Below are 24,411 nucleotides of genomic sequence, written 5' to 3' on the forward strand. Positions count from 1 at the left end.
ACGACCACACGCTCGACCTGCAGACCAAGGGCAAGGAAGTCGAGTCCGTCGTGCAGTTCTCGCACGCCCCCGGCGAGGTCGAGATCGTCTCGGCGCGCGGTCTGCTCCGCAGACACGACGCGCCGCCACTACGTGGCGGAAAAGAGGAATTCCGGCTCCGCCGGAATTAGGCCAACTCCGTTGGCCTGGGCTCGAATCGCTCCGCGATTCGGCCTGATGAAATTCGCTCCGCGAATTCCACTGGCTGGCTGCGAGGATGGGGGCCGCTTGTTTTCGGCTCTCCCTATTCTGATCTAATAACCCGTCAATTCCGGGTCCATCTCGCCAGCTTTCGCAATTGGCATTTCCCGCAACCGCTATTCAATTTGAGAACACCACTGTGGCACAACGGAATTGATCCGCGCAAGTCTCCTGAAGATGAGTCTTGGAACAGTACAGCGCGTAGCCATACCGCCGGCGCTGCTGCTGCGGGTCGTCGGCTTCGCTGCCGACCTCTACACTCGAACATGTGTCCGATGAATCTGCTGCCTCGCGCCTCACTGCGCTGGAGTTCCTGGAGCGTGTCCAGGTGCGCGACCTGGCGCGCACGCGGCGGTGGATCGTCGATGCGCAGCGTCGGGTGGGTGAGGAGCAGATTCGCCGTGAGAGGGCGGCGCAGCCCCCGCCGGAATGGACCTTCCAGGCGCCCACGGGGAAGGGCAGCGGGACCCTCCACACCACTCTGGGGGAGCACGCTGAGGAGTGCTGGGCTTCCCCGAACGCGAGGACTAAGGCGGTCGGCCGTCAGCAGGCCGTGCAGGCCCTGACGGACGGGGCGAGTCCTTGTGCCCAGTGCCGGCCAGACAAGGTGTTGGGGTTCCTGTGAGCGCTCTGCCGCGCGATGTGCCGCGCCTGCTCACTCTGGAGCGGCATCTGGAGCTCCAGCTGGCTGAGGTGCGGGCTGCCCGTATCGCAGCGCAGGAGCGCGATGCCCAAGATCTGGCCGAAGCTCGAACGGCGGGCGGCCTGCGCTGGTCGTTGGAGCCAATGCACGACCCGCACGGCGGTTCGCCGGCGCTCCTGCACCGGGCGGGTTGCCCGCTGGGGCGCGGGATTATCGACGCCTCAGACGGTATGGCGTCGCAGGTGTTCGCTATCCCGGAGATCAGTCTCTGCCAGGTCTGCGACCCTGGGCCCGACATCCCCAAGCCGGACAGAAAGCGGTCCTGAGCAGTTGGTGGGTGCGGCCCCGGTCGTACTGCGTCCCGCCGTCACAACGGGGGCACCGGGGCCTACCCCACACACCCATGTCGGCGCGGGATGCCCGGAGTTTAGCCCGTACGGGCGACGGGTCAGGCGCTGAAGCCGAGCGCGGATACATACTGCATCTGACCCCAGTCGCTACCAAGATCAACAGCGATGTCGTCCCATGCGTCGTCCATGCCCTGCTGGTCACCAGCAGCCCAGGCGTTCACCATCGCGTCCCAGTGGCGGACGTTCATCGAGCGGTACGAGAGCGCCCGCTGATAGGGCCGTGCGACCCCGGATTGGTTAAGCGGGTGGAACTCGACTCGCGTTCCGCCCCCGCCGTTGAGGCGCTTGAGCAGGTGGGCGGCGACGTTCTCGCGCCGCACCGTGCGGTACGCCTGCTCGATGGCTGCCAGGCTCCGGGCGTTCGGCCGGCGCTTCCCCGACGTCCAGGCCTTCAACGTGCGGTCCGTGACGGTGAGGCCCGCGGCGCGCGCCGCGCTCTTCGCGTGCGCGGTTTTCGTCAGGTAATTCAACCTGGCCATCAATCCGCGCTTTTGGTCGATGGGGGTTGCAATGCCACCAGCGAGGTCATCGAGCTTGCGTGCAGCAGCGTCGGAGCCTTTGATGCCGCGTGCTCCGTACTTCCCGAAATCTAGATTCTTGTCCGGCATCCTGCCCGCCCTCCCTCGGAATTGGTGTGCGCTGCTTTAGATGGTTCGTTCAACTCCCGCTAATGGTACAGGAAATGGGGGTCTTAAAGTTCCTGCACTGGAATGTCACTGCGCTGCTGAATTCTGCACCGGAATGTCATTGGTGGCGGAGAGTTCTGCCGCTCAGGTCGCTTTCGTCCTGCGGGCTTCGACGTCTGCCCAGCAGGAGTCGCACAGGGTGCGGGCGCCGACCCCGTAGCGGCGGCAGGGCTGCTGGCAGTGGGCGCACGGGCCGATCTGAGAGGGTGCGCAGTCCAGCGGGGGCGCCTTGCGCGGTGTGGCGGGGGTGGTCATGGCGCCATTGTCTCGAATCCGCGTGCGGGAAGCCCTGGGCAGGCTGGACGATGGTGGGCGTGAAGACGTTGTGGGAGTACGGAGAGCTGCGGTTCCAGGGGCAGGAGTACGGGACGTGGACGGGGCCCGTTGGCCACAGCGGCTCGGTTGCTCCGGGGGACGCAGTGGCGTTCTTGAACACGTTGGGCGCGGCGGGGTGGGAGGTCGTGTCGATGACGCATGTGGAGTCCACCCTGTACGGCACGAACCTGGCGTATCTGCTGAAGCGTGAGCAGTTGCGGTGACGTCACCGCATGGCGGCCTCGCGGTCGACCTGGAGAAGGAGCAGGTCGTACACCGGACCGCCGGGCTCGTTGCGGTACGGGCCCGCGTACGCGTACCCGAGGCGGGCGTACAGGGTGCGGCCGGCGGTGTTGTCCGGGCGGACCAGCAGTGAGGCGTAGTCGGGATCGATCGCCTTGAGCAGTTCGGCATGAAGGCGGGAGCCGATGCCCTGTGACTGGCGGGCGGGAGTGACCGCGAGTTCGCACAGACCCATGAGTCGGCCGGCGCGCACGTGCTCGGGAATCTCGGGCAGCAGCTCGGGGCCGTACCAGTACTCGGGTGTGCACGGGAAGGCGTAGCCGAAGCCGACCATGGAGCCGTTCGCGTACGCGGCAACCAGGCTGAAGCCTTCGTGGCGAAGGTGGTTGGTGACCTGGCGGCGCAGCGCGAGGGCGGACAGTCCGTCAGTGGTGGCGCCGGGAGTGTCGACCAGCTCGGGGTGGGCGTCCGACCAGATGTCCGCGATCGTCTCGAGTAGCGCCGGGACCTGGCCGGGGCCGTATGTACGGATCACCACGTCTGTGCGGCTGCTGGTCATGCCCGTCCTCCTCCGGTTGCGGTGGTGGCGCGGTACTCCTCGATCCAGTCCGCGACCGCGGGAACGCGGTTGTGGCGCTGGAGTGCGCCGGCGACGTTGTGCAGGGACTGCAACAGCCGGTCGGAGCGCACTTCGGGGAGGAACGCGAGGACGCGGCCCGCGGCTTCAGCGGCGGCTTCTGGCTCGGGCCGGTCCCTGACCGCATGTTGAATGGCGACGTCGGCTGTGTACAGAGCGCGGTTGCGGGCGAAGGCCTCGCCGTGCAGGAGAACGGCCTGCTCCGCGCCGGCCGCGGCGCGCTCGTGCTGCCCGAGGTCTGCGCGCGCCAGGCACTCCAGACCCGCCAACTCGCCGGGCGCGTAGAAGGAGAGCCAGGGCGGATCGGCATCGCCGGGGCCTTGGGCGTAGAGCGTGTGCGCGGACACGATCGCCTTGTCCGTGGCGCTGCTGTCGCCCATCAGTGCCCATCCGCCGGCCTCGCGCATGGCGAACAGCGACAGCAGCCGCGGGGAGCCGAGTTGGCGGGCGACGGTCTGCGCGCCCTGGGCTGCTGAGATCGCCTCCCGTGGCCGTCCCTGTGCTTTGGCCAGTAGGGACAGGCAGCCGAAGGCGTGCGCTTCGAGGTGGGGATCATCAGCGATCCGCGCGGCCGCGAGGGCCTCGCCGTACAGCGAGTGCGCGTCGCCGGCGCGGCCGGAGTCGTAGGACAGCCATCCGGCGGCGACCGCCAGGCCGCCGGTGGCCGATCGCAGCTTCGACTCCGTGCGGCTGGTGTACGTGCCGGTCTGGAGCCATTGGTAGGCGGTGTGCAGGGCCTCTGCTGCGGCCTGGCGTAGCGGTGCTGAGCCGTGGTCGTGGTCCTGCGCGTACAGCGTGGTGACGGCCGCGGTGACGGCGCGTACCTCGCTCGCGCCGATCCTCCCCGGGGCCTGCTTCTCGCTGCCGAGCGGGAGAGCGAGGATCGTACCGGCGCCATCGAGCAGGAAGGCGCGTCGATCCACGTCGTCCTCCTCCGCCTTGGGTCCGTACGGGCCGGAGGCGGGCAGTACGGGCGGTGCTGGAGTGGGCAGGCGGAAACCGATGTCGGCCATGCTCCGCCCGGTCATCTGGGTCAAGATGCGCTGATACACCGCGCGCGGACAGGTGACCTTGCCGTCTTCCCAGTCCGCGACCAGGCGCGATCCGCATCCGACGTTCTCGCCCATCGCCCTGCCGGCCTTACGGACCGCGCTCGCGAACTCGCCGCGGCTCATCTGGAATTCGAGCTCGCGCACGGCGCGCAGCCGGGTGTTGGGGCGGGGCTTGTCTTGGTCGGCCATGGCCTGCTCCGAGTCCGTGTGTCGGACGGGTGCGGCGACCGTACCGCCCCCACTGTTCCCATGCCCTTGTCTTGGGCTGACGTCACCTGCCCGGGGGCAACTTGCATCGTTCTTTCATCGGTCGCCCGTCGCACCGCGATACGCACGGCTGGTTGCGTGGACAGTGACGTGACGATTGATCAGGGGAGGCCACCGTGCCGAAGCCGTCTGCCAGTCCCTCGTGGTACGAACTCGCGCAGCCTGATGATCGAAAGCGCGCGAAATGGTCCTACGGGCTGAACCGCACCGCCTGGTCGTCCTGCGGCCAGGCCTGGGATGCGGTGGCGATCACTCCCTCGGGCCGGGGCCTGGACACGCTTGCCGGGCTGCGGATCGGCCCGTACGTGGGCGCGCTGGTGCTGGTCGACCACGTGCGCGGGGTGCTGTACGTGATGGTGCCTGCTGGGTCCGGTGACGTCCTGGCGGGGCTTCCTGGGGTGCGGGTGCTGTCGGTGGGTAACGAGCTGCTGTTGCCTGCCTCGTACGACCACAGCACGGAGGCCGCGGACCTCATCAGCCATCCGCGCGACGGTGATCCGCCCACGCTGGTCCCTGCCGAGAAGCTTGCCGAGCAGCTGCGCGCCCACCCTGCCGAGGGGGTGGGCGGACCATGAACGGATACGCCGTGCTGCACGACCCTGACGGTCGGATCGTCGACGTGGACGCGCCGCTTGATCGCGTCACCCACGAGCGTCTGTTCCGGGCGGTGCTCACGTGGTCCGACCCGAAGGCACTGACCCCCGACGACTACGAACAGGTCGGGCTGCTACTCGCCGGGGCCGCTCACGTGGTCGCCGGCGACGTCCGCGCGTACGCGGAGCGGCTGCCCGACGACGATGGCCGGCGCCTGCTCGCTGAGATCGTGCTGGGTGAGGCCGGCGGTCGCATCGCGCAGCCGTCCCGGACGCTGCGCCGGGTACAGAACAAGGCACGTCTGTTGCAGGCCCTGTACGAGAGACTGGATCGCCTGGGTGACTGCGTGCCCATCACGGGGGCGACCACCAGCACTTCCCCATGACGTCGTCCGGCGCCTTCCCCCCGTGGGCCCGGACGACAAAAAGCCCCCGGCAACCGCTCTACAGCGGTTCCCGGGGGCTTCTCGAACCAGGGCCTCAGCGCTGCGCGGTAGGGGCGCTGTGCGGTCGACTGGTGGGCGCCGCGGGCACGGTGTGCGCGGGCCGGGGCGAATCTGCAGGGGCGGCATCGCTGGTGTGCGAGCAGAGGTAGAAGCCGACGAGCACCCCGACGACCAGGAGGACCTGGTGGCGGTGCAGCTTCCACCAGGAGGACGGCATGGGGTCGATCAGCAGGCCTCTGACTATGGGTCCCTTCGCCACGGGGCGAACTCCTTCACATGTTGGATGTACGAGAGGGCCGGGCGGCCTGTCCCGTCCTCGCTCGCGACACAGGGCGAGGACCAGGCAGAGCAACCGGCGCGCAAAGAAGGCCGGCCCCGGCGTACGGGTCCGGCCTTCTGGTGTTGGTGCGGTTGGGTTCGAGCGGTACGTCAGAGATCGGAGGGCAGCTTCTCCCCGGTCTCTGCGTCGTAGGCAACTCCGGTCGGGGCCAGGCGAACCGTCTTGGTGGTCGCCTTGGAGCCTTCCTTCCAGGACTTCCCACCGATCTCTATCCGGATCGTCACATCAGCGAGCGGGTCCTTGACCGGCAATGTGATCTTGGGGTCTTCGGGGTACCAGTCGTGCTCTCGCTTGCTGGAGTCGCTCTTCCCTGATGACTCGATGCGCAGGTATTTGGCGTCCTCATCGAAGTACGAGGTGAGTTCGACGGTGACGTGGTCCCGGTGCGTGGCCCATTGGGCGGTGACGTCGGCGTTGACGCTGTCGATGTCGAGTGCCGCGCCCGACCGGCCTTTGTACGTGGCGGCTTTGGCCTCGCGCTCCTGGTGGTTCTGGTCGTCCTTCGCGCTCTGCCATACGACGGAGAGAGCGACGATCAGGACGGCGACCGCGGCGGCGTAGGGCCAGACACGGCGGCGCGCCTTGACGGGCCGATCGTCGTCAGGGTTCGCCACGGGCGCCGGCGGTTCGGGCACGTGATGTTCTGCCGGTGAAGTGCTCTCGTCAGGAGCTTTGACCCACCAGTTGACCTCTTCGCCCATGCGGCCGACGGTAGCGCGTCGCAGCGCCACGGCGTCGGGACTTGGGTGCAGGTCGGTCCGGCTGCGCATCAGTGGATTGATCACATGCATCACAACCCCTCGTAGAGGCGCCTCCGGGACGCGGAAACGGCCGCCCCGGGGGTGGGGCGGCCGCCGTCGGGAGGCACTGTGCGGATTCCGCAGTGGCGTTGCCTTGGAGCAGTCACAGTTGGTTGGGATCTTGCTGTGTGAGGCGCTTGCCGGTCGCGGTGTCGACTGCGGTCTTGTCCGGGCGCAGTTCGATCGTGAGGTGCGGGGGCCGGGTGTTCGGCTTCCACTTGGGGCCACCGACCATGACTGACAGGCGGACCGCCTCGTTACGGTCCTTGATCGGTACCTTCACCTCCACGTGGATCGGCGGCGCGGCCTGTCCCTTCGTGAGTGGCTTTGGCGCCTGCTGCGCTGTCTGGCCCCCTGCGTCGATCTGCACGAGCTTGGGATTCGCTCCCGCGTCGATCCACGCCGACAGGACAACGGACCGGCCGTCTTTGCTCCAGACCGCCATGGCCTCGGTCTTGATGCCATCAATGGTCAGCTGCGTGGCTGACACGCCCGCGTATCCGGCAACTGCCGGGGCAGAGGCGGCCGGCTTGGCGTCTGCCGCCTTCTGGCTGGGGTTGTCGTCTCCTCCGTGCGGCCAGATGGCCACACCAGCGACAAGCAGGGCTGCACTGGCTGCAAGGAGCGGCCAGGCGCGCCGCGGCTGTTCCTCGTCCAGCTCCGGGGCGTCCACGGGCGGTTGCGGTCCGCGGTGCTCGCCGGGTGCCGCCGCGTCGTCGTCGGTCCACCACTCGACTTCTTTGCCCATGTGGGTGACGGTCGCGCGCAGGTGCGTTGCGGTGTCGGGACGTCCGCAGAGATCCGCGACAGCTGCGCGGGTGGAGAGCCAGGCCACGGCCTGGTCGGAGTTGAGACCGTGGGCGGTGATGTCCTGGCGCTCTCCGAGCGAGGCAAGTTCCGCGGCCTCGTTGCAGCGGCCTTCCCGCGCGGCCTGGACGGCCTCGTGGTGCCGGGCATCGAGGACGTTCGGCGGCATCGCCCAACCCCAGCCGCCTTGGCTGCTGGGGTCCTGCTCGATGGGCTCGGGCAGATACGCGCCCGGGTCGTCGAAGTCGCTTTCCTCCTCCGGGTCCTTGACCAGTGTCAGGGTGGTGTCTTCGTCTGCGTCGTCGAGACCTTGCGCCTGCCGGCGCTTCAGCGACGTGTCCGTGAGTCCCTTCTCCTCCTCGCTGCGGATGGTCTCGATGATGTCGATGTAATTCGGGCCGACCTTCCAGACGGCTTGGCCCGGTGCGAGGGTCGGGATCCGCTTGATCACCCAGGCAGGCAGGCCGAAGATCTGCCCGACGATGCTGGCCTCTTCCGGGCTCAGCCGCCCGATCTGAAGGACTTCGCACAGCCGCGCCAGGTCCTGCGCCTTGCCCTCCCCCAGGTCCGACAACGTGTGCATGACGACGTCGAGGGAGACCCCGGCTTTGCGGCTGTTCTTCAGCAGCCGCTGGATCAACTCGGCAGTGGCCGGGGACAGCAGAATCTGCCACGCCTCTTCCAGCACCAAGTGACGGTGCGGGGCAGTCGACTGAGGCAGCCACACGTGTTCGACCCAGCACGCGATCGCGGCCATCAGCGAGGGAATCGCCGGGGAGTTGCGATCGAGGCGCGAGAAATCAAACGTGATCATGGGCAAGTCGATGGGGGGCAAGCTCGCGTCCAGGCCATCGAAAAGCCCCTGGAGGGAGCCTTCGGTGTACCGGGACAGCGCCATGGCGACGCCTTCGCCCCACACGGTGAGCTTGTCTGCCGGCCATCGGCCGTCTTCCGGGTCGATCAGCGCATCGACCACCCCGTTGAGGTGGGTGGCCTTGGGGTTGTTGAGGGCGTGCTGAAGAGCGTGCGCAGACTGCGGAGTGAGCGCTGCGGGCTCGACAGCTGCGATCAGCGAGCGGATCAACTCTTCGCGGACTTCGCGCGGGAGCAGGGTGCTGCATGGGTTGAGGGTGAAGTTGCCAGCCTCGATGACCTTGCCGCCAAGGTGGCGGGTCATCCGGGTCCACTCTCCGGTGTTGTCCTCCCCGAAGGAGTCGATGACCACGGTCTGGTGGGCGTGCTCGATCGTCTCGCGCCCGATGATCACCTTGCGTGTGGCTGACTTGCCCGAGCCCAGGCCACCAAGGGTGATGCTGTTGGTCGAGGGCAGGAGCCGGTCATCGACCATGGCAGCCGAGAGGTTGAACGGGCGGCCGTCCAGCACGGAGCGCCCGATGTGGATTCCGGGGAATGCGCTGTTGGAGGCGACGAGCGGCGCAGTGATCGCGGCGCTACTGGTGGGCAGGCGGATCACAGGATCGCCCCCTTCCGGGTAGAGGCTCCGTGAGCAGTGGTCATCACGTGGGCGCGGTGCTGCTGGCCCGTGAGCCAGTCGAGACGCATCCGGTAGCGGTCGGCGGTGGTGGTGGTCGCCCAACGGGCTTCGGTCACAGCCTCGGGGCTGTCGCCCCACACGGTCACGTAGGCGTCGACGTCCACCAGGGCGTCGCCCTGGACGAGTGCACCGTGCATTGCGCCGCTGGACAGTTCGTTGGCATCGAGCTTGACCTGGTCCTTGGTGACGACCTCGCTCGTGACCCGCTGCCACTTCGCGGAGCGGCGCGACTGCGCCGGCGGAAGCGGCCGGTACAGCACGGCCAGGGACCGGTCATGGGCTGTGTCCCTGGCCTTGCCCGCTCCTTCGCGCAGGAGCAGTTTCGGCATCAGGTCGCCTTCGTCGTCGGCGGGCCATCCGGTGATCCGTGCCGTCGTCGCATACCTGCCGTCGTCGAACGCGACCCACCCCGGATCGCGTTCGACGATCGCGGGCACGGGCTCCAACTCCACGCGGGTCAGGTAGCCCAGTGCCGAGAACTCGCCTTCGAGGGTGTCCATGACCCGCTCCGGGTGCGGCATCAGTGCCTTGGGAATGTGGACGGAGATCGTTTGCGTGTGGTGGGTGTAGTCGCCCCCCGTCGCGTGGTGGGTGACGTGGACCTGGATTCCGGCGCGGCGGGCCTTGCCCGCCGCGAACGTCAACGCCCGGCTGAACGTGTCATGGAAGCTGGCACGGTAGTTGGGGTCCTGCATGGTGCCGTGGTCCGGGTACAGCGTCCAGGTCCTGGTGCACCCGGTCCGGGGGATCAGGGAATCGGGCACGGTGCGCTCGCGCAGGTGCCGGTACCCGACGGTTGCCCATCGGCCGATCGAGCGGGGGCCCGGCGCGACGTTGATCAGAGCCGCTGCCGCACCGACCGCGCCGAAGGCCCACATGGGCGGTGCGGAGACCACCCCTGCCGACGCCAGGAGTGCGCTCGTGACCCCGGCGTTCACCTTCGTCAACACGACCTCTGCGGGGCTGAGTCCGCGCTGGAGAGCAGGAATGCGAAAGCCGGGGTCCAGCTGGTACACGGGTTCCTCCTACGGGTTGGTCGGCGGGGTGGGCGCCGAAGGGTTCGAGCTCGGGGCGGGGTTGGGCGCCGGCCGCGCCGGGCGGGGACTCGGGTGAGTGGCCTGCGCCGCCTTGCGCGCCGCCTGGCGGGCCGCGAGCAGCTGCTGGTTGCGGGGTGCTTCGCGCTGCACTTTGCTGATCGCCGACTGAGTGGTCAGCTGCGGGGAGCGCTGCTGCTGCTTCAGTCCGTACGCGGCAGCGAGAACACCGCGGTCCTGGTGCACGGCGCGGCCCGGGGTGTTCAGCATCCGGGGCATCCGTGGACGGTTCTCCTGCTCGTACACGTCCGGGCTTCCGGCCCGGACGACGGCTCGGGCCACGGGGTTGGTGGTCCGGCCTTCCACCCAGCTCCGGGCGGCGCCGGCCACCCGGGGCCCGACGTAGGGCACGCCGTGGAACACCATCCGCAGCATCAGGGCATCGGCCGCGAGCAGCAGGGCCGCTTCCAGCACGAGCGAGCCCCGGACCGCCGGGACGAGCGGGGTGATCAGGATCAGCACGAACGGGCAGAACATCAGGCCCAAGAGGCGCTGCGCCCATTTGTGGACCGCTGAGGTGTCGCCCCCGCGCGCCAACGACGCCAGGACCAGCGGCGCCATAAGGACGAACGCGAGGATCCCGGGGTTACGCGTCATGAACACCAGCGCTGCGAATCCCAACGCGACCACCAGTGCGGAACTGATGATGAGATTCGCCAGTGGGTTACCCGACCCCTTCAAGTCGTGCTGGATGACCTGAAACAGGGTCGACTGGTCGCTGTCGAACGCGGCCGTGAACGCGTTGCTCACGGCCGTGTTCAACAGCATGACGACACCGGGGACCGAAGCCATTCCGGCGACGGCCGCGAGGGTCCATCCCGTACTCGTCCCGAGCTGCTTGAGGCGGGGTACGCCCTGCCAAGCCGTCAGGCCACACACGACAACCACGCAGATGAAAATCGCGACAGCCAGATGCGCGCCCAGCCACATGAATTGGCCGTACAGCCAGCTGTCTGCCTTCTCGGGCGCCCATGTGTGCTGGGGGGCGATGAGCCCCTTGATCTTCTTGAGCAGGTAGTTGACGAGTTCATTGACGTGGTCGGAGGCTCCTCCGACGATTCCCCCGTCATCCCCGGTGCCGGAGGATCCGCCGCCGCCGCCCCCCTGGCAGTACTCCTTCGCCGGACTCTTGAGGAGACTGCAATCGTTCGTGTCTGGCATGGCGGATCAGCCCTCTGTGACAGTCGAAAACAGGGTGTTCCCGTACTTGGCAAGCACGATCGCGACGAACAGCGTGCCGATCGCCAGAAGGCCCTTGTTCATGGCGCCCTTCGGGTCGTGCGACGCCTGGAAGAGCATCCGAATGGCGATGACGGCGATTACGGCCGCAATGCCTTTCGTGACCAGTCCGCTACCGGTCAGGCCGATTGTGTCGAAGAAATCGGAGAATCCCGTGGACAGGTCGGAGCCCTTGGCGAGGATGTTGAAGTTGCTCATGATTCAGATCTCCTGGTTCGCGTGAGGTACAGGGCGGGCCATGGCGTACAGGTCGGACATCGAGTCGATGGAGGAAAAGCGGACTGCGATTCCAGGCCTGGGGGCCTCGATCATGTATCCGCCTCCCACGTAGATTCCGACGTGGTGAATGCTTGCGGGACTGCTGCCGTAGAAAACCAGGTCGCCGGGGCGAGCTTGTCCCGGCTTGATCGGTTCTGATGCGGCGTACTGCTGTGCTGCCGTGCGGGGCAGGGAAATTCCGGCCTTCGCGTAGGCGTACAGCGTGAGCCCGGAACAGTCGAAGCCGGTAATGGGCTTTCCACTGCTCCCATTCGGAGAGCAGCATGTTCCGGTACTGGGGCCGCTTGCATTTCCGCCGCCCCATGAATACGGGGTGCCGATTCGGTCGTTCGCCGCATTGATGGCGATGGCGGCCTGCGTGGTGGTCGTGCTCTTCCCGCCAGAGGGAACGGAAGCGAGCGCACTGATCGACCGTACGTAGTTCTGTGTTTCCTTGTACGGGGGAACTCCCCCGTACTTGATGACCGCATTACTTCCTGCGTTGTACGCGGCCAACATGTTGTTTTGCTTGTTGCCTGGCACGCCCTTGACGTCCTTTGCGACACCGCACAGGTATTTGGCCGCTGAGGGGATCGCATCCTCAGGGTCCATCACATCGCGCTTACCGTCGCCGTTTCCGTCAATGCCGCTGCTCTCCCACGTGGACGGCATGAACTGGGCAATGCCCAGTGCACCAGCCGGTGAGTGCGCGTCCGGCTTGAATCCCGATTCCTGTGTCAAAAGCGCGGCCAGGAGATTCGGGCTGACTTCGGGGCATGTCTGCCCTGCCTTTTCGACCAGGGCTCTGTACTCGGTGGGCACGGCCACACCGAGCGCCTGCCCTATGACGGGATCGTCACTGGCGGCCAGGACGAGGCCGCCCACCAGGACGGCCGCGGTGGCTCCCACCCCGACGGTTACGGCTGCTGTGGCGCGCAAATCGCTTCCCCTCCTTCCGTCATGTGGCTGTTCAGGTGTTTGCACTGGTCAGATCCACTTTTGATGTCCGCCAGGAGTCCGCCAGGGGCCCGCCGGGAGTCCGCCGGAGACCTGTCGGAGCCCGCCGCCCGGCGGGTCCAGGACGGACTCCGGCGGGCTCCTGGCGGGTGTTGGGCGGGCTCCTGGCGGGTGCGGCCGGCGGTCACGAAGCGGCCTTGGCGGCCGCCCTGAGGTCATTCAGCCAGTAGCCGCGCACGTTCCTCTCGCCGCCCTTGCCGGGCTCGACTCCGAGCAGCGCCTTGATCTTCTTTCCGAGTTCGCCAGGACGGGGGTCCATGATTCCGAGGAACGGAGCCAGGTCCTGAGAGGACATGAAGTCAACGCCCTTGCCCTCAAGAATCTCGATTGCCTGCGTGATCGGAGAGCCGGATACCTTTTCGATGGCCCTCTGCTGCCGTTCCTTGACTTCGTCGACAGCGTCCCAGATGAACTTCTCCGGGAAATCGAACCCTCGAATAAGAGTCGACCTCCCCCTTTCGAAGAACACTCCTTGGCCCTTGATATCCGCATCCATGAGCGTCGGATTGACCGGGGCGACGGTCTTGAAATAGTCGTCCCCCATGGTGACTTCCACATTCCCACTGGACGCCACATACAGGCACAACCGGAGAAGGAACTGCGAGCGCACGATAACCGGGATGGCATCCTGCGAAGGACGCTGCGTCAGCATGATGACCGAAGTCTCTGATTCCAGAGCCTTCGAAACCAGTACCCGCGATCCCTCCTCTACCCGACGGAAGCGCTTCATTTTCTCCGGGGTTCCGTCGTGCATGTAGAAGTCCGCCGCCTCATCGATGATGAAGAAAATCGGCTTGAACTTCGGAATCGGTTCCCGGTTCCTTTTGGCAGCCTGCATTTTCTCGTACCGGGAAGCCACACGGGCATTCAGCTCATCGAGCATGCTTTCCAGGACGGCCGGATCATCGGAGGCCTCATAGCGGACCGCGATGGGCTCGAACGTTGTCAGCCCGCACAGTTTCCCGTCGAGCAGATACAGGTCGAATTCGCCGTACGCGAGCAGCAGGCATGTAATCAACCCGTTGATGAGCGTTGTTTTGCCCATCTGGGTCATTCCGCCGACGAGCAGCGATGCCTTGGAAAACGTGGTCACTCCGACCAGTTCCCCGGTGACGTCATGCCCGATTGGCACTCCCGCGAAGTGCTGGATCTCATTGCGGGTCGGCGGGTCGAACGCCTTGGTGAACGGCGGCTCGTCCAGGACCAACAGCCGTACACAACGGTCGTTTTCGCGGTTCGTCACCAGCTTCAGGTGAAGTTCGGTGACGTCGAACATTCCCGCGATGACGCCTAGCTTCTGGGCGACATTCTTGTACGTGAAGGGTTTCGGCACCATGAAGTCGTAGAGGGTGCCAACGTCCAACTGCTTCACGCTGACGTGCTCAAGCAGGATGACCTTGTCCGCGCTGATGGCCCCGGACTCTGTCATCACTGTAGTGAGGCCCTCGTGAATCGGGACGGCCTCAGCGGCCTCTGTAGCCGCCTCTTCAGGCTTGGCAGATGCCGGGACTACGGCGGCCTTCATCTCGCCCGCCAGAAGTCGCCTGATAGCCCTGCGAAGGCGCCAGGCCAGATATCCCAGGCCAACCAGGACCCCGCAGACGAGCAGCATGGTTGCCCACCACGACAGCCCTAGCTTGTCCTTGATGACGGCCAGTAGGCCGGTTACCAGAACCAGAGCTCCGAGTGTGCCGAGCATCTGCCCTGATAGGTCGTCGTTGCTGTGCTGTTGTTTCACATCCCACCCCGTTTCTTGACTGTTGAAGATCAAGAGCTGTGAGGATAACTCGCGGCTCTGACAAGCCCGTTGTGGTTTTCAGGGTCTGTCGTCGTTCTGTTTCGTTCCTGGTGCATTCCGGGTCTGCTCTCCGGGTCTGCGGGCGTCGTGCTCGCTCACTGGTTCGCTTGCCGGGTCACTCGACTGCGTCGCATTCCGGCAGTCGCAACCCAGCCCAGCCGGAACATTCCGGCTGGGCTGCATTGGTGGTGCCGGACACGATCAGCGGGGGCCTTCGACGTCCTCCGCTTCCTCGCTCTCCTCGTCCTCGCCTTCGTCTCCGCCCTGGCCGGCCTCCGCCTTCAACTCGCGCCAGATCGCCCGGATCTTGTGCTCGCTGCCGACGAAACCGGCGTTGCGGTATGCCTTGATGGCCGCGCGGTACGACATCGGCGGGTCCTCGCTGTAGCGCAGCGCGCGCAGCACCACGCCAACCTGCTCGTCCGCCAGCTGCTCGCCCGTCACGGGAACCGTCACGCCCGTCACGGCCGCGATGTCCTCGATCGTGCCGAGCAGCGCACGGTGTGACGCCTCCGTGAGCGCGCGGTGTGACGCCTCTGCGTCAGCGTCACGGTCCAGCTCGCTGACCTGCGTGACGGCCGCCATTAGGGCCGCGACGGGCAACGTGGTCGGTGCGACGGGCTTCCACTGGCCAAGCTCCGGAAGCGCAATGCGTGCGATGGCCTCGGGCAGGGGCTTGGCCGTGACCGTCTTCGCCGTGGCTTCGGCCTGCTTGTGGAGCTTGTTGGTCATGGTCTGCTGTGTCTTGAGTGCCGACTGGCGGTACTCCGTCTCGGCTTCGGCCACCTGCCGCTCCAGCATGGTGGCCAGTCCCAGCATCTCGATCTGGTGCGCCGCGTCCGCTTCCATCTCCTCGAACCGGTCCCGAACCTGCTGGGCCTTGGCATCGAGCCTCTGGCGGGTGCCGGCGGATACCGGCCTGCCGAGTGAGGGAAGCGCGATCCACCAAGCTGTCTTGGTCGCGATGATCGCAATCGGTGTCAGGATCACCGCGAGGTCAAAGCCGCCGTGGAGGATCAAATCGGCGGTGGGGATTGCGGCGTTGACCGCGGTGAGGGCCAGACCTGCCCACCAGACGCGCCGCGAGCGCCGGCGGTTGTTGCCCGCCAGGATCTCCGTCGCCTGGAACACGACCCAGAGGGAATCGAGCGCGCCCACGGTCGGAACCGACCACGTTCCGAAGCGGGGGTTGAGGATCTGGAAACTCACGGCCATCGACAGGATGGCCACGGCCAACGTGACCACCCCGAGGATGCTGAGCACCATCCCGCGAGGGGTCAGCCTGTTGTGCCACTTCGTGTTGTCCACGGTGCCTCTCCGTTCTGCGAGCAGGGGTCAGGCCGCCAGGACGGCCGGAAGGTGGTCGATGCTGTGTCCGCGCATGACGAGTGCGGCAGCCAGGTATTCCGCGGCCTCGCTCTCCTCGATGCGGAGCTGGAGCTGGCCGAAGGCGAGGGCCACGACGTGCGCGGGAGCGACCTTCTTCGTGTCGCCGCAGATGGCCGCCTCGTTGATCAGCGTTCCGGCGACGTCCATCAGCCGGGTGTGACGCTTCTGGGCACGGGACTTCGCGAACATGGGTCTCCTTCACGCCGCAAGGGCGACAGGGGTTTCGGCGCACCCCGGGCAGCAGCCCAGGGACGTCGGAATCACATAGGTGTGGGTGACCTGGCAGGCCTGGCAGGTGCGGCGGGCGCGCATCATCGCGTGATGCGCGCGCCACATGCCGGCGGTCATCGGCCGGACCGGCGCGGCCAGATCGATGTAGTAGAGGTAGGCGACACGGATCAGCCGGACCCGAGTACGCGGGTCCCGGCGGCCGTACCAGAGGATCTGTGCGGCGACGTCCTGCCCGCCTGGCCGAAGGCCTCGCGCTCGCAGTTGTCGCCGCGTCGCGAGGCCTTCGGGTGCCAGCTTTTTCGGGTACGTCGGGATGCCGTACTCCTCCCCGTCCGGGTCGAAGAACCGCACCTTCACACCTCGTCCAGGCGGCGCCGGACATAGTCGACGCCCGCCCGGTTGAAGCGGAGCTGCGACCGCGTCACGGCGCCGGTCTCGCGGTCCCTGGTGTAGGCCACGAGCACGGCGCCTCGTGCGTCTGTCTGGACGGTCATCCGGTAGACATCGCCGTGCGTCTGCACGTCCGGGATGTCGAAGACCGGGCCGTCGTCCACGGTGTCCGGGGTGGTGTCGTTCATGACCGACTCCTCAGGTGCCTCAGATAGCGGTCCTGCGCGGCCGCGAACTGCTGTTGCAGCGGCGTACCGACCGGGCACCGTGCCTGGTCCGTACAGCCCGTGCAGGCGTCCAGATGCGCGCGAAGCGTCTCCGCAGCCACCCGGTACGCGCGGTATTCCGTGCTCGTACCGGGGCTGCTCACCGGCGATCCCGCGACTGCTGGTTGCGTTCCGCGACCTTCCGCGAGAGCTCCTCACGTTCGGCGTCGGTCAGGCTCGTGATCATCGGACCGCCTTCGATCCGGCGGCCTGCGCCCGTACGGTGTCGGCCTCGCGAACGAGCCGATCCGACGTCGTCCACACCGACCCGACCACGAAGGGATCGCCGTCCGGGCGCAGTACGTCACGGACCACCAGGGCCCACTGCGCGCAGCGGCGACGGAGCAGCTCGCGGGCCAGCTCCGGGTCTCGGACGAGGGCCAGCACCTCGAAGGCGCCGTTGACGTTCTGGTAGATCGCTCCCCTGCCGCGCGGTCCGATCTGCGACTCGATCACCCGCCGCAGCCCTTCGAGAATCTGGGGGTCCGGCGGGGCGGGGGTGGGAATGGGGTGTGCCATGCTGAGCTGCATCAGGTCCTCCAACCAGGTCCTGGTCAGACAGCCTCAAGGGCCTAACTCCTTGAGGCTGTCGTCTTGTTGAGCGGCACGTGTGAGTGCCACAGCACCCCGGACCGGACTCGAACCGGTCTGCGTTCCTACGGGGTCCGCGATGTTCGCCCCTGTCTCACCTGTGCGTACGGATCACCGGCCACCCCAAGGAGCAGGGCAGCAGGGGAGAAGGTTCGTAGCTGTTGATCGCACAGGCAGGGCGGCTTGTCGCTCGTTGCCTGATCCCGGTCGACCATTGGACTTTGGCGGTCCTCCGCAGATCTCTCCGCTCGGGCGTGAAGTCGTAGTTCCGGGGTGTCCGCTGTGGAGTTCTCAAGTAACGGCCGCTTCCTTTCAGGGCGCCTCTACGCGCTACCTGTCCGGGCGGTCAACCGTGCCGGTCAGTGCTTCATGTACCTTCCGACTGAGATGAAGGTACATGATGTACTCACGACGCGCAAGCAATGTACCTAGCGGGTTGCATGATGTACGTTGGCGATAGGAACCATGTACTCGCGAGAGAGGGAAGGCCGTGGCATACAGGACCAGCGGGACGGGGTACGCGGATGTCGCGGACCACTACCGCAAGGCCATCGAGAACGGCGAACTGGCGACCGGCGATGCACTGCCGACCGTCCCTGAGATCCGGGAGCAGTTCGACGTGTCCGCCAAGACCGTCAGCCGGGCCCTCAAGCTGCTGAAGGACGAGGGACTCGCGGCGTCGGCCGGCGCCAACGGGACCGTCGTAACGGCGCGGCCGCGCATCGCCCAGGCGACCGGCGCGGCCCGGGTCGCGCGGACCAAGTCGGGCGGGCCCAATTACGCGACGGGCGAGACCTCGACCAACCATGAGGCGTGGATTCGATCCTGCGCGGACCCGGTCCTGTGCCGGTACCTGGAGATCGACCCGAGCGACGAAGTCGTCATCAGGCGCAGAGTGTTCAGGCAGGATGGCACCCCGAAAATCATCGGGGTCGAGGTCATCCACCCGCGGGCTCTGGCCGCCGTGTCCGACCTCGCGAAGCAGGGCACCCGCGGCCCCGTGCATTGGTTCGTGGAGTACGAGGCCGCCACCGGCAGGACCATTCACGCCTCCCCGGAACGGCGTGCCGCTCGGTTCGCGAGTCGCGATGAACTGGAGCTGATGGAGGTCCCGTTGCCCGACTCCGATGTTGCGGTGCCGGTGTTCATCACCCACACGGTCTTCCATGACGAGGACGGGCCGTTGGAAGTGATGGAGGACATCCACTACCCGGGCCTGTGGCATGAGGCCCGTACGTAGCCGGGGATGTGTTCCGCCTCCTGAAGGCGTGTCGTTTCTGCTCTGGCTTGCCGTGAACTCCATCTCGATTCGCCCCGTCCGGTCTGGTGGTTGGAAGACCAACGTGACCGGTTCCGATCGATCTTGGCAGTGACTGCCACTGGGGATCTTCAAACGTCCCCAGTGGTTGTCACCTCCGTTCCGCCCGCACCCGATGTCACACTCGGCCGCAATCTCCGGAGGTGATCACATGGACGACCGTCCCGACTGGGCACGCCGCATGGTCGAAGAACGGGCTGCACGTGAGTGGTCTCAGGCAGACGCCGTACAGAACTTGATGGCCCGTCTTCCGTACGACCCCAAGGGTCCTGACGACGAGAGCATGCGCCGGCAGTGGAAGCGGTGGGAGGCCGGTCAGGCGTTCCCCGAGAAGTACAAGGCCGCGATCGCGGCGACCTTCGGGACCACGACCGGCGCCTTTTTCCCCGAGCACAGCCGAGCACCCCGTTCTCAGCTCCAGGTCGTCAACAACATGGACACGGTGGAGATCGTGGCCCGTATGCGGGCGTCGGACGTCGACCAGGCCACCCTGGACGCGCTGCGGATCACGGTCGACCGGCTGTGCTGCGAGTACGCCTACATGCCCGCGGCCCAACTCCTGACCGAAGGCCGGGCATGGATGGGCCGGGTCGTCGGGATGCTCAACCGACGCGTAAGCCTGGCGCAGATGCGCGACCTGTACGCACTCGCGGGGAGGCTCGCCCTCCTCGTCGGCTGCGTCGAATACGACTCGGGCGAACCCCGCCAGGCCGAAGCCACCCGCCGCGCCGCCCTCTCCCTCGGGGACGAGGCCGGCCACCTCGGCGTCACCGGGTGGGCGTACGAGATGCGGTGCTGGTTCGCGCTCACGCGCGGCGATTATCGCGGCGTCGTCCAGGCCGCGCGCGAAGGCGTCGCGCTCGCGCCGAACGAGGCGGTGGCCGCTCAGCTCTACGCCCAAGAGGCCAAGGCCTGGGCGCGGCTGGGTGACCGTCAGCAAACTGAGATCGCGCTCGACAGAGGCCGACAGGTCCTCGAAGCGCTGCCGTACCCCGAGAGCATCGAGGATCACTTTGTGGTGGACCCCGCGAAGTTCGATTTCTACCGCATGGACTGCTACCGCCGGGTCGGTGAGGACCAGCTGGCCGAACAACTCGCCGGCGAAGTGATCCGCGCGAGCACCGACTGGGACGGCACCGAGCGCGCACCCATGCGGATCGCGGAGGCCCGGATCACGCTCGCGGTCGTAGCGGCACGCGGCGGCGACCTCGAGTCCGCCCTGTCGTACGGAGAGCGCGCCATCGGCGGCGAACGCCAGTCACTGCCGAGCCTGGCCATGGTCTCCAGCGACCTCGGTCAGGTCCTGCAAGCCACCTACCCAAAGGCCCCGGACGCGGTCGACTTCCTCGCCCACCTACGGGCCTTGAAGAACTCCGGCAACACCTCGGAGTCCACCTGACCCACACGAAAATCTATCCACAGGCCACCCATGCCAGGCTGTTCCCAGAACGATGATCGGCCGTGCGCGGCTCTCGCCCTGATATCCCGCATTTGACTGGTAAGTTGCCCACATGACAGCCAATCAGGACACAGAATCCACCGGCAAACTAGCGCCCGAGATGCTGTGCAACCTGAAGATCTACATCGCCTGACCTGTAAAAACGCGAAAGCCCCAAAGGCCGGGGAGTTCCCGGACGCCAATCCGGGACCGTACTTCGGGGCTGACGCGTGACCCTACGTCGCTGCCGAGTGTAAGGGAGATTCCTCCCCCCTCGCCACAGGGCAGCGGCGCACCGCCCTAATTCAGGGCAGGAAGGCCCGCCCGTGCCCCACAAGCAGAAGCCGCCCGCAGAGTGCGGTTCATGCGTCAAGATCCATTCAATCCTGCGACAGCACACACGCCGCGCTCTTGGCCAGCCCATCACTGGGGCGGCCATGGCTGCCGCGGCTGGAATTTCCCGCCGTAAGGCCCTGCTGCACGTCGCCTACATGGTCGAGTGCGGGTGGCTGAAGGAAGACGGCCGGACGCCGATCGAGCCCCTTCCCGGCACTCCGGCCGCTACCGAGGCAGCGCAGCAGCAGACCGCACTGCGCTGGGCCACGAACCTGTCCCTGTCGTGCCGCACCTGTGGTCGGCTCATGGTGGTGCTGGCTACGCAGGCCGGGGGTGCCTGGCATGTACAGGTGAGTGAGCCGGACCTGTCCACCGCCCTCGGCATCGCAGAGCGCACAACGCGCGACCACATCGCCGCCCTGACTACCCGCCGCCCCCACGCTCGCCACCCGCAGGCGGGCCCGCTGCTGCGCGGCGAGCGGCTGCCGGACAGCGGCGGGCGCGGCGGGCTGCGGTGGGTGTTCCTCGATGGCAAGACCCGTGCGGGTTCGCTGACTGACAGCTACTCGCCAGAGGAGTACCGCGCACTGCGGAGCACGGCGCTGGACATCCTGGCTCAGGCGCCACTGATCACGTCTCGGATGACTGCCCGGGAGCGGACGGGCGCGGCAGAGTTGCTGATCATTCCGCGCCTGCATGTCGGGTACCCGGCAGCCGCAATCCTGGCCGCCATGATTGATCCCAACGACCATGAGGGAACGGTGCGCACTCACGCGTACGGATTGATCCGATGGCGGCTCGCTCAGCGGGCGCCCGAGTCCGGATACGTCGCTAAGGCTCAGGACACATACGACCCCACTCCGATCGTGCACGACTGCGCCGACTGCGGCTTCCCGGTCCGCGCACCCTTGCACGTGACGCTGTGCGGAGACTGCCAACGCCGTATCGCGGCCGGCCTCTCGCTGGATGTAGTGGAGGGTGCGGAGGCGAAGCGGCTACTGGCTAGACGCGTTCCCTTGCCGTCCTGACCATCCCGTACGTGACGCTGCCCGCCTCGCTATTACTCAGTAATAGCGAGGCGGGCAGCGTCGTCTTGCTGCGAATCAGGCGGCCAGCCCGAAGGCGTCTTGAGTTGGGACAGCTCGATCGAAGGGCCGGGGCGGCGCCTGCGGCTGACGGTGCGCGGCGCCGCCTCACGGCGCGAGCCCGGTCCGCGCTCACGCGATCCGGGCTCTCAGGAGTCATTGGCCTGTTCTCAGGCTTTCTAGGCACCATCTCGCCATCACGTCATGAACGCCATCCCTCACACGAGTGACAGGCCGCCGCTGGGATCGCAGGCTCGGCATGGGCGCTATTACTGAGTAATAGCGCCGGACGGGACATGCCTAGGGCGCGGTGGCGCGTTCTTGCAGCAGTTCGGCGAGTTGAACCAACTGCTCCGTGGGCAAGAGACGAGCCAGATCGTCAGCGATCTGTTCCGGCTGACGCAGCGAGACAGTGGGAACCACGCGTGCCGCCGTCCGCCCCTTCCTCTCTGTGGCCGTGTCCTGCGGCGGAACTCCCTTGTTCTGCCGAGCTGCCATCTGCTGCGCGGCCGGGAGCTGCGCCACCTTGAGCGCCAGCTGAATGTCATTCAGCTTCCCGCCGTCTAGCTCCGCTTGCAGTTCCGGAACGAGCGCCCGAAGGGACTCCTCCGCGGGCTGTTGCTCGTCCGAAGCGAGCTTGGCGAGCAGAACCCCACGCTTGACCTTCAACTCCCCCGCCAGAACCAGGTCTTGAATCGGCGCAGTGAGCTTCAACAGAGCCATGCGCTGAGAGACGAAGCCCTGAGTCTTGCCGATGCCATTAGCGACCGCCGTCTGTGACAAGCCCTTCCCGTTGGGGGGCACCTCTACAAGGCCGCTCAGGCTACGCGCCTCTTGCATGGGGTTGAGCCCAACCCGTTGCAGGTTCTCGGCCACAGCCCACATGAGCGGGTTCTCTGCCGCCTCGTCGTTGACGAGAACGGGCACATCGGCGCAGCCTGCAAGCCAGGCTGCTTGAAGACGCCTGTGCCCAGCGATGACGACGTACATCCGCGTGATCACCCCGGCGTGCTGCGGGTGATGTCTGAGGAAGGCCTCACGGGTACAAACCGTCAGGGCCTGTACGACTCCGAGGCTCGCAACGCTCTTACTCAGCCCTTCGAAATCGGGATCCTTCGCATCGATCACACCGCGCGGGTTATCCGGGTTGGGGGAGAGGTCGGCAAGCGGCACCCGAGAGGTAGCACCGTCGGTGGCCGGCTGGTTGTTCCGGTCGAACTGCGCGGCCCGCTTCTCCTCCCATTCGCGCATCTCGCGCTCTTCGTCCGTCACCTGACCGTGCCCCAGGCCGTAGGCGTTGAGGACGTCGCTGCGTGTGGGTGCGTCAGGTTCCGGGGTCTCACTCTCGTAGCGGGGCACTTGATCCTTCTTGCTCAAGCTCATGCGGCCAGCTCCTTCGCGATGCTCCGCATTCCCTCGACAAGCTCACACTCAGGCGCCCACTCAAACAGAGGAACATGGCGGTCTGTGGCGTCGCGCTGCTCCTTCAGATCGCCGAAGCAGTAGAGAACCCCTGGGCTGGTCCGCTCCTCCCACTCATCGCGCTTCTTCTGTACGGAGGCACCGCGTCGCCCGTCGTAGGCGTTGATGATGAAACCGAGTTCATCGACCTGGACTCTGGTCATCTTCATCAAGTGCTGACGCTGGCTGTTGAAGAGGTCGTATGCCTCAAAACTCGGGGTGTCAGCCCACACGGGCATGAGGAGCCCGGAGCGGTCGGCAAGTTCGTCCTCGCGCCGCTGGACGTAGTGCATGGCGATGTCCATGGCCAAACCGAGGCTGGGTGGGCCGTCGAGAATGATGACGTCGTAGCTGGCTTCAATGGGCTCCAGCGCACGGGCAAGGGACTCCTCTCGACCCGTGCGCACTTGGCTGAGCACCGCATCGAAGAGGAAGGCGTCGTTGCACGCGGGGAGTAGATGCAGCCTGCCGCCGAAGCGCTCTTGTGTCAGGGGCACGATTGACCGCCGAAGGTGCCGGCGTGCTCGACCGACCATGTGTGCCAAGAGACTTGCGTCGCTCAGACCTGTTGCGGCGTCGAGCGGGATCAGCTTGTGGCCCAGGCGCCGGGTCAAGTGGCCCTGCGGGTCGTAATCGATGAGCAGTACTTTAAGACCGAGCTCCGCGAAGGCCTGCGCGAGGCCGGCCGCGGTGAAGGACTTGCCCACACCTCCCTTCTGGAGAGCGACAAGGATCCGCTTCACCGGCTGAGCCAGCAAGGGCTTGCCGGGGGAGGGGTGTTGGGTGAGCCAGCCGGATAGGGCCTGGGCGATCCCTTGCACCTTGCTGACGGACCGTCGGTCACACTCCTCGGCAAACCGGGCGACGCCGCCGGCAGGGAGGTAGGTTCCCCAGGATTTGGCTCCCTTGACTTCGACTTCCTCCGCGTCCGGGTTCTGGTACCAGAGGGCCACCGCTTGAGTCGTGGCGTCCGAGACGTTCATGCCTCGTTCTGTGGCCCGGAGCTTCAAGTCCCGCCTCATCTGTGGGGTGAGGTTCACGATTAGTTTGTCGGTGGATTCTGCACCCTGAGTTGCCGTCATGCGGGCAACTTACCAGTGAGCCGTAGGGTAGGGTGCAAGACACCGGTTCTTAGGTGTGACCCAAATCTGCCGGGGTCGCTCATCCCGATGACCTTGGGAAACGTTCGATCTTCCCCAGATTCCGCAGATGTTATCCACAGGGCAAGATGATCTCTGCGATATTGGGTCACACACCCTGACCTGCGGAAACATCGAATTTAGCCCCATGGTGTGACCCAAATCTGCCGGGCCCCTAGGAACTACATACCGGCGGTGGCGAAAAGCCCGGCGCGGAGCGGCGGGCGTCCGGCAGCGGAGCTGACGGACTGTCAGGCCACGGAGTGGCCGACCCGCCTTCCGCCACGTAGTGGCGGCGCGTCGTGTCTGCGGAGCAGACCGCGCGCG

The 24,411-nt window shown here is 66.5% G+C and carries 27 protein-coding genes and 1 pseudogene; 9 read left to right on the forward strand and 19 right to left on the reverse strand.

Features of this window, described 5'->3' with window-relative positions; all coding sequences use genetic code 11:
* From AB0H78_RS38100 to AB0H78_RS38110, 3 genes and pseudogenes are all read left to right on the forward strand, one after another.
* Positions 1-98 (forward strand): annotated as a pseudogene (locus tag AB0H78_RS38100) (ABC transporter substrate-binding protein); the annotation flags it as partial.
* A 410-nt stretch (positions 99-508) separates the two neighbouring features.
* Positions 509-865, forward strand: coding sequence for a DUF6233 domain-containing protein (locus tag AB0H78_RS38105; protein WP_363239422.1), 357 nt, complete (start codon positions 509-511; stop codon positions 863-865).
* Positions 862-1,209, forward strand: coding sequence for a hypothetical protein (locus tag AB0H78_RS38110; protein WP_363239423.1), 348 nt, complete (start codon positions 862-864; stop codon positions 1,207-1,209). The genes AB0H78_RS38105 and AB0H78_RS38110 overlap by 4 nt, the downstream gene beginning before the upstream one ends.
* Positions 1,210-1,331: 122 nt before the next feature.
* Here the strand turns inward: AB0H78_RS38110 and AB0H78_RS38115 are convergent, their stop codons facing one another.
* A complete protein-coding gene (locus AB0H78_RS38115) occupies positions 1,332-1,901 on the reverse strand; it encodes a transcriptional regulator (RefSeq protein ID WP_363239424.1) in 570 nt (189 codons plus the stop codon).
* Between the two features lie 162 nt (positions 1,902-2,063).
* The gene (locus AB0H78_RS38120) at positions 2,064-2,234 is read right to left on the reverse strand and encodes a hypothetical protein (RefSeq protein ID WP_363239425.1); all 171 of its coding nucleotides are present in this window, start codon (positions 2,232-2,234) and stop codon (positions 2,064-2,066) included.
* A gap of 59 nt (positions 2,235-2,293) precedes the next feature.
* On the opposite strand from AB0H78_RS38120, the gene AB0H78_RS38125 reads away from it, so the two are divergent.
* Positions 2,294-2,518: a hypothetical protein gene (locus tag AB0H78_RS38125; protein WP_363239426.1), complete on the forward strand. Its 225-nt coding sequence runs from the start codon at positions 2,294-2,296 to the stop codon at positions 2,516-2,518.
* Positions 2,519-2,520: 2 nt separating this feature from the next.
* On the opposite strand, the gene AB0H78_RS38130 is transcribed toward AB0H78_RS38125, so the two are convergent.
* Together AB0H78_RS38130 and AB0H78_RS38135 are read right to left on the reverse strand one after the other, a co-directional pair.
* Positions 2,521-3,096 (reverse strand): GNAT family N-acetyltransferase, encoded by a 576-nt coding sequence (locus tag AB0H78_RS38130; protein WP_363239427.1) that lies wholly within the window; start codon positions 3,094-3,096, stop codon positions 2,521-2,523.
* Positions 3,093-4,415: a hypothetical protein gene (locus tag AB0H78_RS38135; RefSeq protein ID WP_363239428.1), complete on the reverse strand. Its 1,323-nt coding sequence runs from the start codon at positions 4,413-4,415 to the stop codon at positions 3,093-3,095. Before AB0H78_RS38135 ends, AB0H78_RS38130 begins: the two co-directional genes overlap by 4 nt.
* A 194-nt stretch (positions 4,416-4,609) precedes the next feature.
* Here AB0H78_RS38135 and AB0H78_RS38140 point away from each other — a divergent pair, with 194 nt between their 5' ends.
* A complete protein-coding gene (locus tag AB0H78_RS38140; RefSeq protein WP_363239429.1) occupies positions 4,610-5,068 on the forward strand; it encodes a hypothetical protein in 459 nt (152 codons plus the stop codon).
* Entirely contained in the window at positions 5,065-5,472 is a 408-nt protein-coding gene (locus tag AB0H78_RS38145; protein WP_363239430.1) for a restriction endonuclease, read from the forward strand. Before AB0H78_RS38140 ends, AB0H78_RS38145 begins: the two co-directional genes overlap by 4 nt.
* Positions 5,473-5,566: 94 nt before the next feature.
* Here the strand turns inward: AB0H78_RS38145 and AB0H78_RS38150 are convergent, their stop codons facing one another.
* The 13 genes from AB0H78_RS38150 to AB0H78_RS38210 all read right to left on the reverse strand — a co-directional run bounded on the left by AB0H78_RS38150 (position 5,567) and on the right by AB0H78_RS38210 (position 17,235).
* On the reverse strand, positions 5,567-5,791 hold the full coding sequence (locus AB0H78_RS38150) for a hypothetical protein (RefSeq protein WP_363239431.1): 225 nt from the start codon (positions 5,789-5,791) through the stop codon (positions 5,567-5,569).
* Between the two features lie 170 nt (positions 5,792-5,961).
* On the reverse strand, positions 5,962-6,573 hold the full coding sequence (locus AB0H78_RS38155; RefSeq protein WP_363239432.1) for a hypothetical protein: 612 nt from the start codon (positions 6,571-6,573) through the stop codon (positions 5,962-5,964).
* Positions 6,574-6,775: 202 nt separating this feature from the next.
* Positions 6,776-8,953: a hypothetical protein gene (locus AB0H78_RS38160; protein WP_363239433.1), complete on the reverse strand. Its 2,178-nt coding sequence runs from the start codon at positions 8,951-8,953 to the stop codon at positions 6,776-6,778.
* The gene (locus AB0H78_RS38165) at positions 8,950-10,050 is read right to left on the reverse strand and encodes a hypothetical protein (protein WP_363239434.1); all 1,101 of its coding nucleotides are present in this window, start codon (positions 10,048-10,050) and stop codon (positions 8,950-8,952) included. Before AB0H78_RS38165 ends, AB0H78_RS38160 begins: the two co-directional genes overlap by 4 nt.
* Before the next feature lie 9 nt (positions 10,051-10,059).
* Positions 10,060-11,289, reverse strand: a complete 1,230-nt coding sequence (locus AB0H78_RS38170; RefSeq protein WP_363239435.1) for a hypothetical protein — start codon at positions 11,287-11,289, stop codon at positions 10,060-10,062.
* A gap of 6 nt (positions 11,290-11,295) precedes the next feature.
* Entirely contained in the window at positions 11,296-11,565 is a 270-nt protein-coding gene (locus tag AB0H78_RS38175; protein WP_363239436.1) for a hypothetical protein, read from the reverse strand.
* 3 nt (positions 11,566-11,568) lie between these two features.
* Complete coding sequence (locus AB0H78_RS38180) at positions 11,569-12,564, reverse strand: bifunctional lytic transglycosylase/C40 family peptidase (RefSeq protein WP_363239437.1); 996 nt, start codon at positions 12,562-12,564, stop codon at positions 11,569-11,571.
* A 202-nt stretch (positions 12,565-12,766) separates the two neighbouring features.
* The gene (locus tag AB0H78_RS38185; RefSeq protein WP_363239438.1) at positions 12,767-14,413 is read right to left on the reverse strand and encodes an FtsK/SpoIIIE domain-containing protein; all 1,647 of its coding nucleotides are present in this window, start codon (positions 14,411-14,413) and stop codon (positions 12,767-12,769) included.
* A 228-nt stretch (positions 14,414-14,641) separates the two neighbouring features.
* Entirely contained in the window at positions 14,642-15,748 is a 1,107-nt protein-coding gene (locus AB0H78_RS38190; RefSeq protein WP_363239439.1) for a hypothetical protein, read from the reverse strand.
* Positions 15,749-15,775: 27 nt separating this feature from the next.
* Complete coding sequence (locus AB0H78_RS38195; protein ID WP_363239440.1) at positions 15,776-16,018, reverse strand: hypothetical protein; 243 nt, start codon at positions 16,016-16,018, stop codon at positions 15,776-15,778.
* A gap of 9 nt (positions 16,019-16,027) precedes the next feature.
* Positions 16,028-16,411, reverse strand: a complete 384-nt coding sequence (locus tag AB0H78_RS38200; RefSeq protein ID WP_363239441.1) for an RRQRL motif-containing zinc-binding protein — start codon at positions 16,409-16,411, stop codon at positions 16,028-16,030.
* Between the two features lie 2 nt (positions 16,412-16,413).
* Positions 16,414-16,638 carry a hypothetical protein gene (locus AB0H78_RS38205; RefSeq protein WP_363239442.1) on the reverse strand — a complete coding sequence of 75 codons (225 nt, stop codon included), beginning with the start codon at positions 16,636-16,638 and terminating at the stop codon, positions 16,414-16,416.
* A 261-nt stretch (positions 16,639-16,899) separates the two neighbouring features.
* On the reverse strand, positions 16,900-17,235 hold the full coding sequence (locus AB0H78_RS38210; RefSeq protein ID WP_363239443.1) for a hypothetical protein: 336 nt from the start codon (positions 17,233-17,235) through the stop codon (positions 16,900-16,902).
* A gap of 562 nt (positions 17,236-17,797) precedes the next feature.
* Here AB0H78_RS38210 and AB0H78_RS38215 point away from each other — a divergent pair.
* From AB0H78_RS38215 to AB0H78_RS38225, 3 genes are all read left to right on the forward strand, one after another.
* Positions 17,798-18,547 carry a GntR family transcriptional regulator gene (locus AB0H78_RS38215; RefSeq protein WP_363239444.1) on the forward strand — a complete coding sequence of 250 codons (750 nt, stop codon included), beginning with the start codon at positions 17,798-17,800 and terminating at the stop codon, positions 18,545-18,547.
* Between the two features lie 229 nt (positions 18,548-18,776).
* A complete protein-coding gene (locus tag AB0H78_RS38220) occupies positions 18,777-20,024 on the forward strand; it encodes an XRE family transcriptional regulator (RefSeq protein ID WP_363239445.1) in 1,248 nt (415 codons plus the stop codon).
* A gap of 476 nt (positions 20,025-20,500) precedes the next feature.
* Positions 20,501-21,427 (forward strand): hypothetical protein, encoded by a 927-nt coding sequence (locus AB0H78_RS38225; RefSeq protein WP_363239446.1) that lies wholly within the window; start codon positions 20,501-20,503, stop codon positions 21,425-21,427.
* A 357-nt stretch (positions 21,428-21,784) separates the two neighbouring features.
* Here the strand turns inward: AB0H78_RS38225 and AB0H78_RS38230 are convergent, their stop codons facing one another.
* Both AB0H78_RS38230 and AB0H78_RS38235 read right to left on the reverse strand, forming a co-directional pair.
* Positions 21,785-22,867, reverse strand: a complete 1,083-nt coding sequence (locus AB0H78_RS38230; RefSeq protein WP_363239447.1) for a ParB/RepB/Spo0J family partition protein — start codon at positions 22,865-22,867, stop codon at positions 21,785-21,787.
* Positions 22,864-23,928 (reverse strand): ParA family protein, encoded by a 1,065-nt coding sequence (locus AB0H78_RS38235; protein ID WP_363239448.1) that lies wholly within the window; start codon positions 23,926-23,928, stop codon positions 22,864-22,866. The genes AB0H78_RS38230 and AB0H78_RS38235 overlap by 4 nt, the downstream gene beginning before the upstream one ends.
* Positions 23,929-24,411: the final 483 nt, after the last annotated feature.

The sequence above is a fragment of the Streptomyces sp. NPDC050738 genome, from assembly GCF_040654175.1.
In the GTDB taxonomy this organism is placed as follows: domain Bacteria; phylum Actinomycetota; class Actinomycetes; order Streptomycetales; family Streptomycetaceae; genus Streptomyces.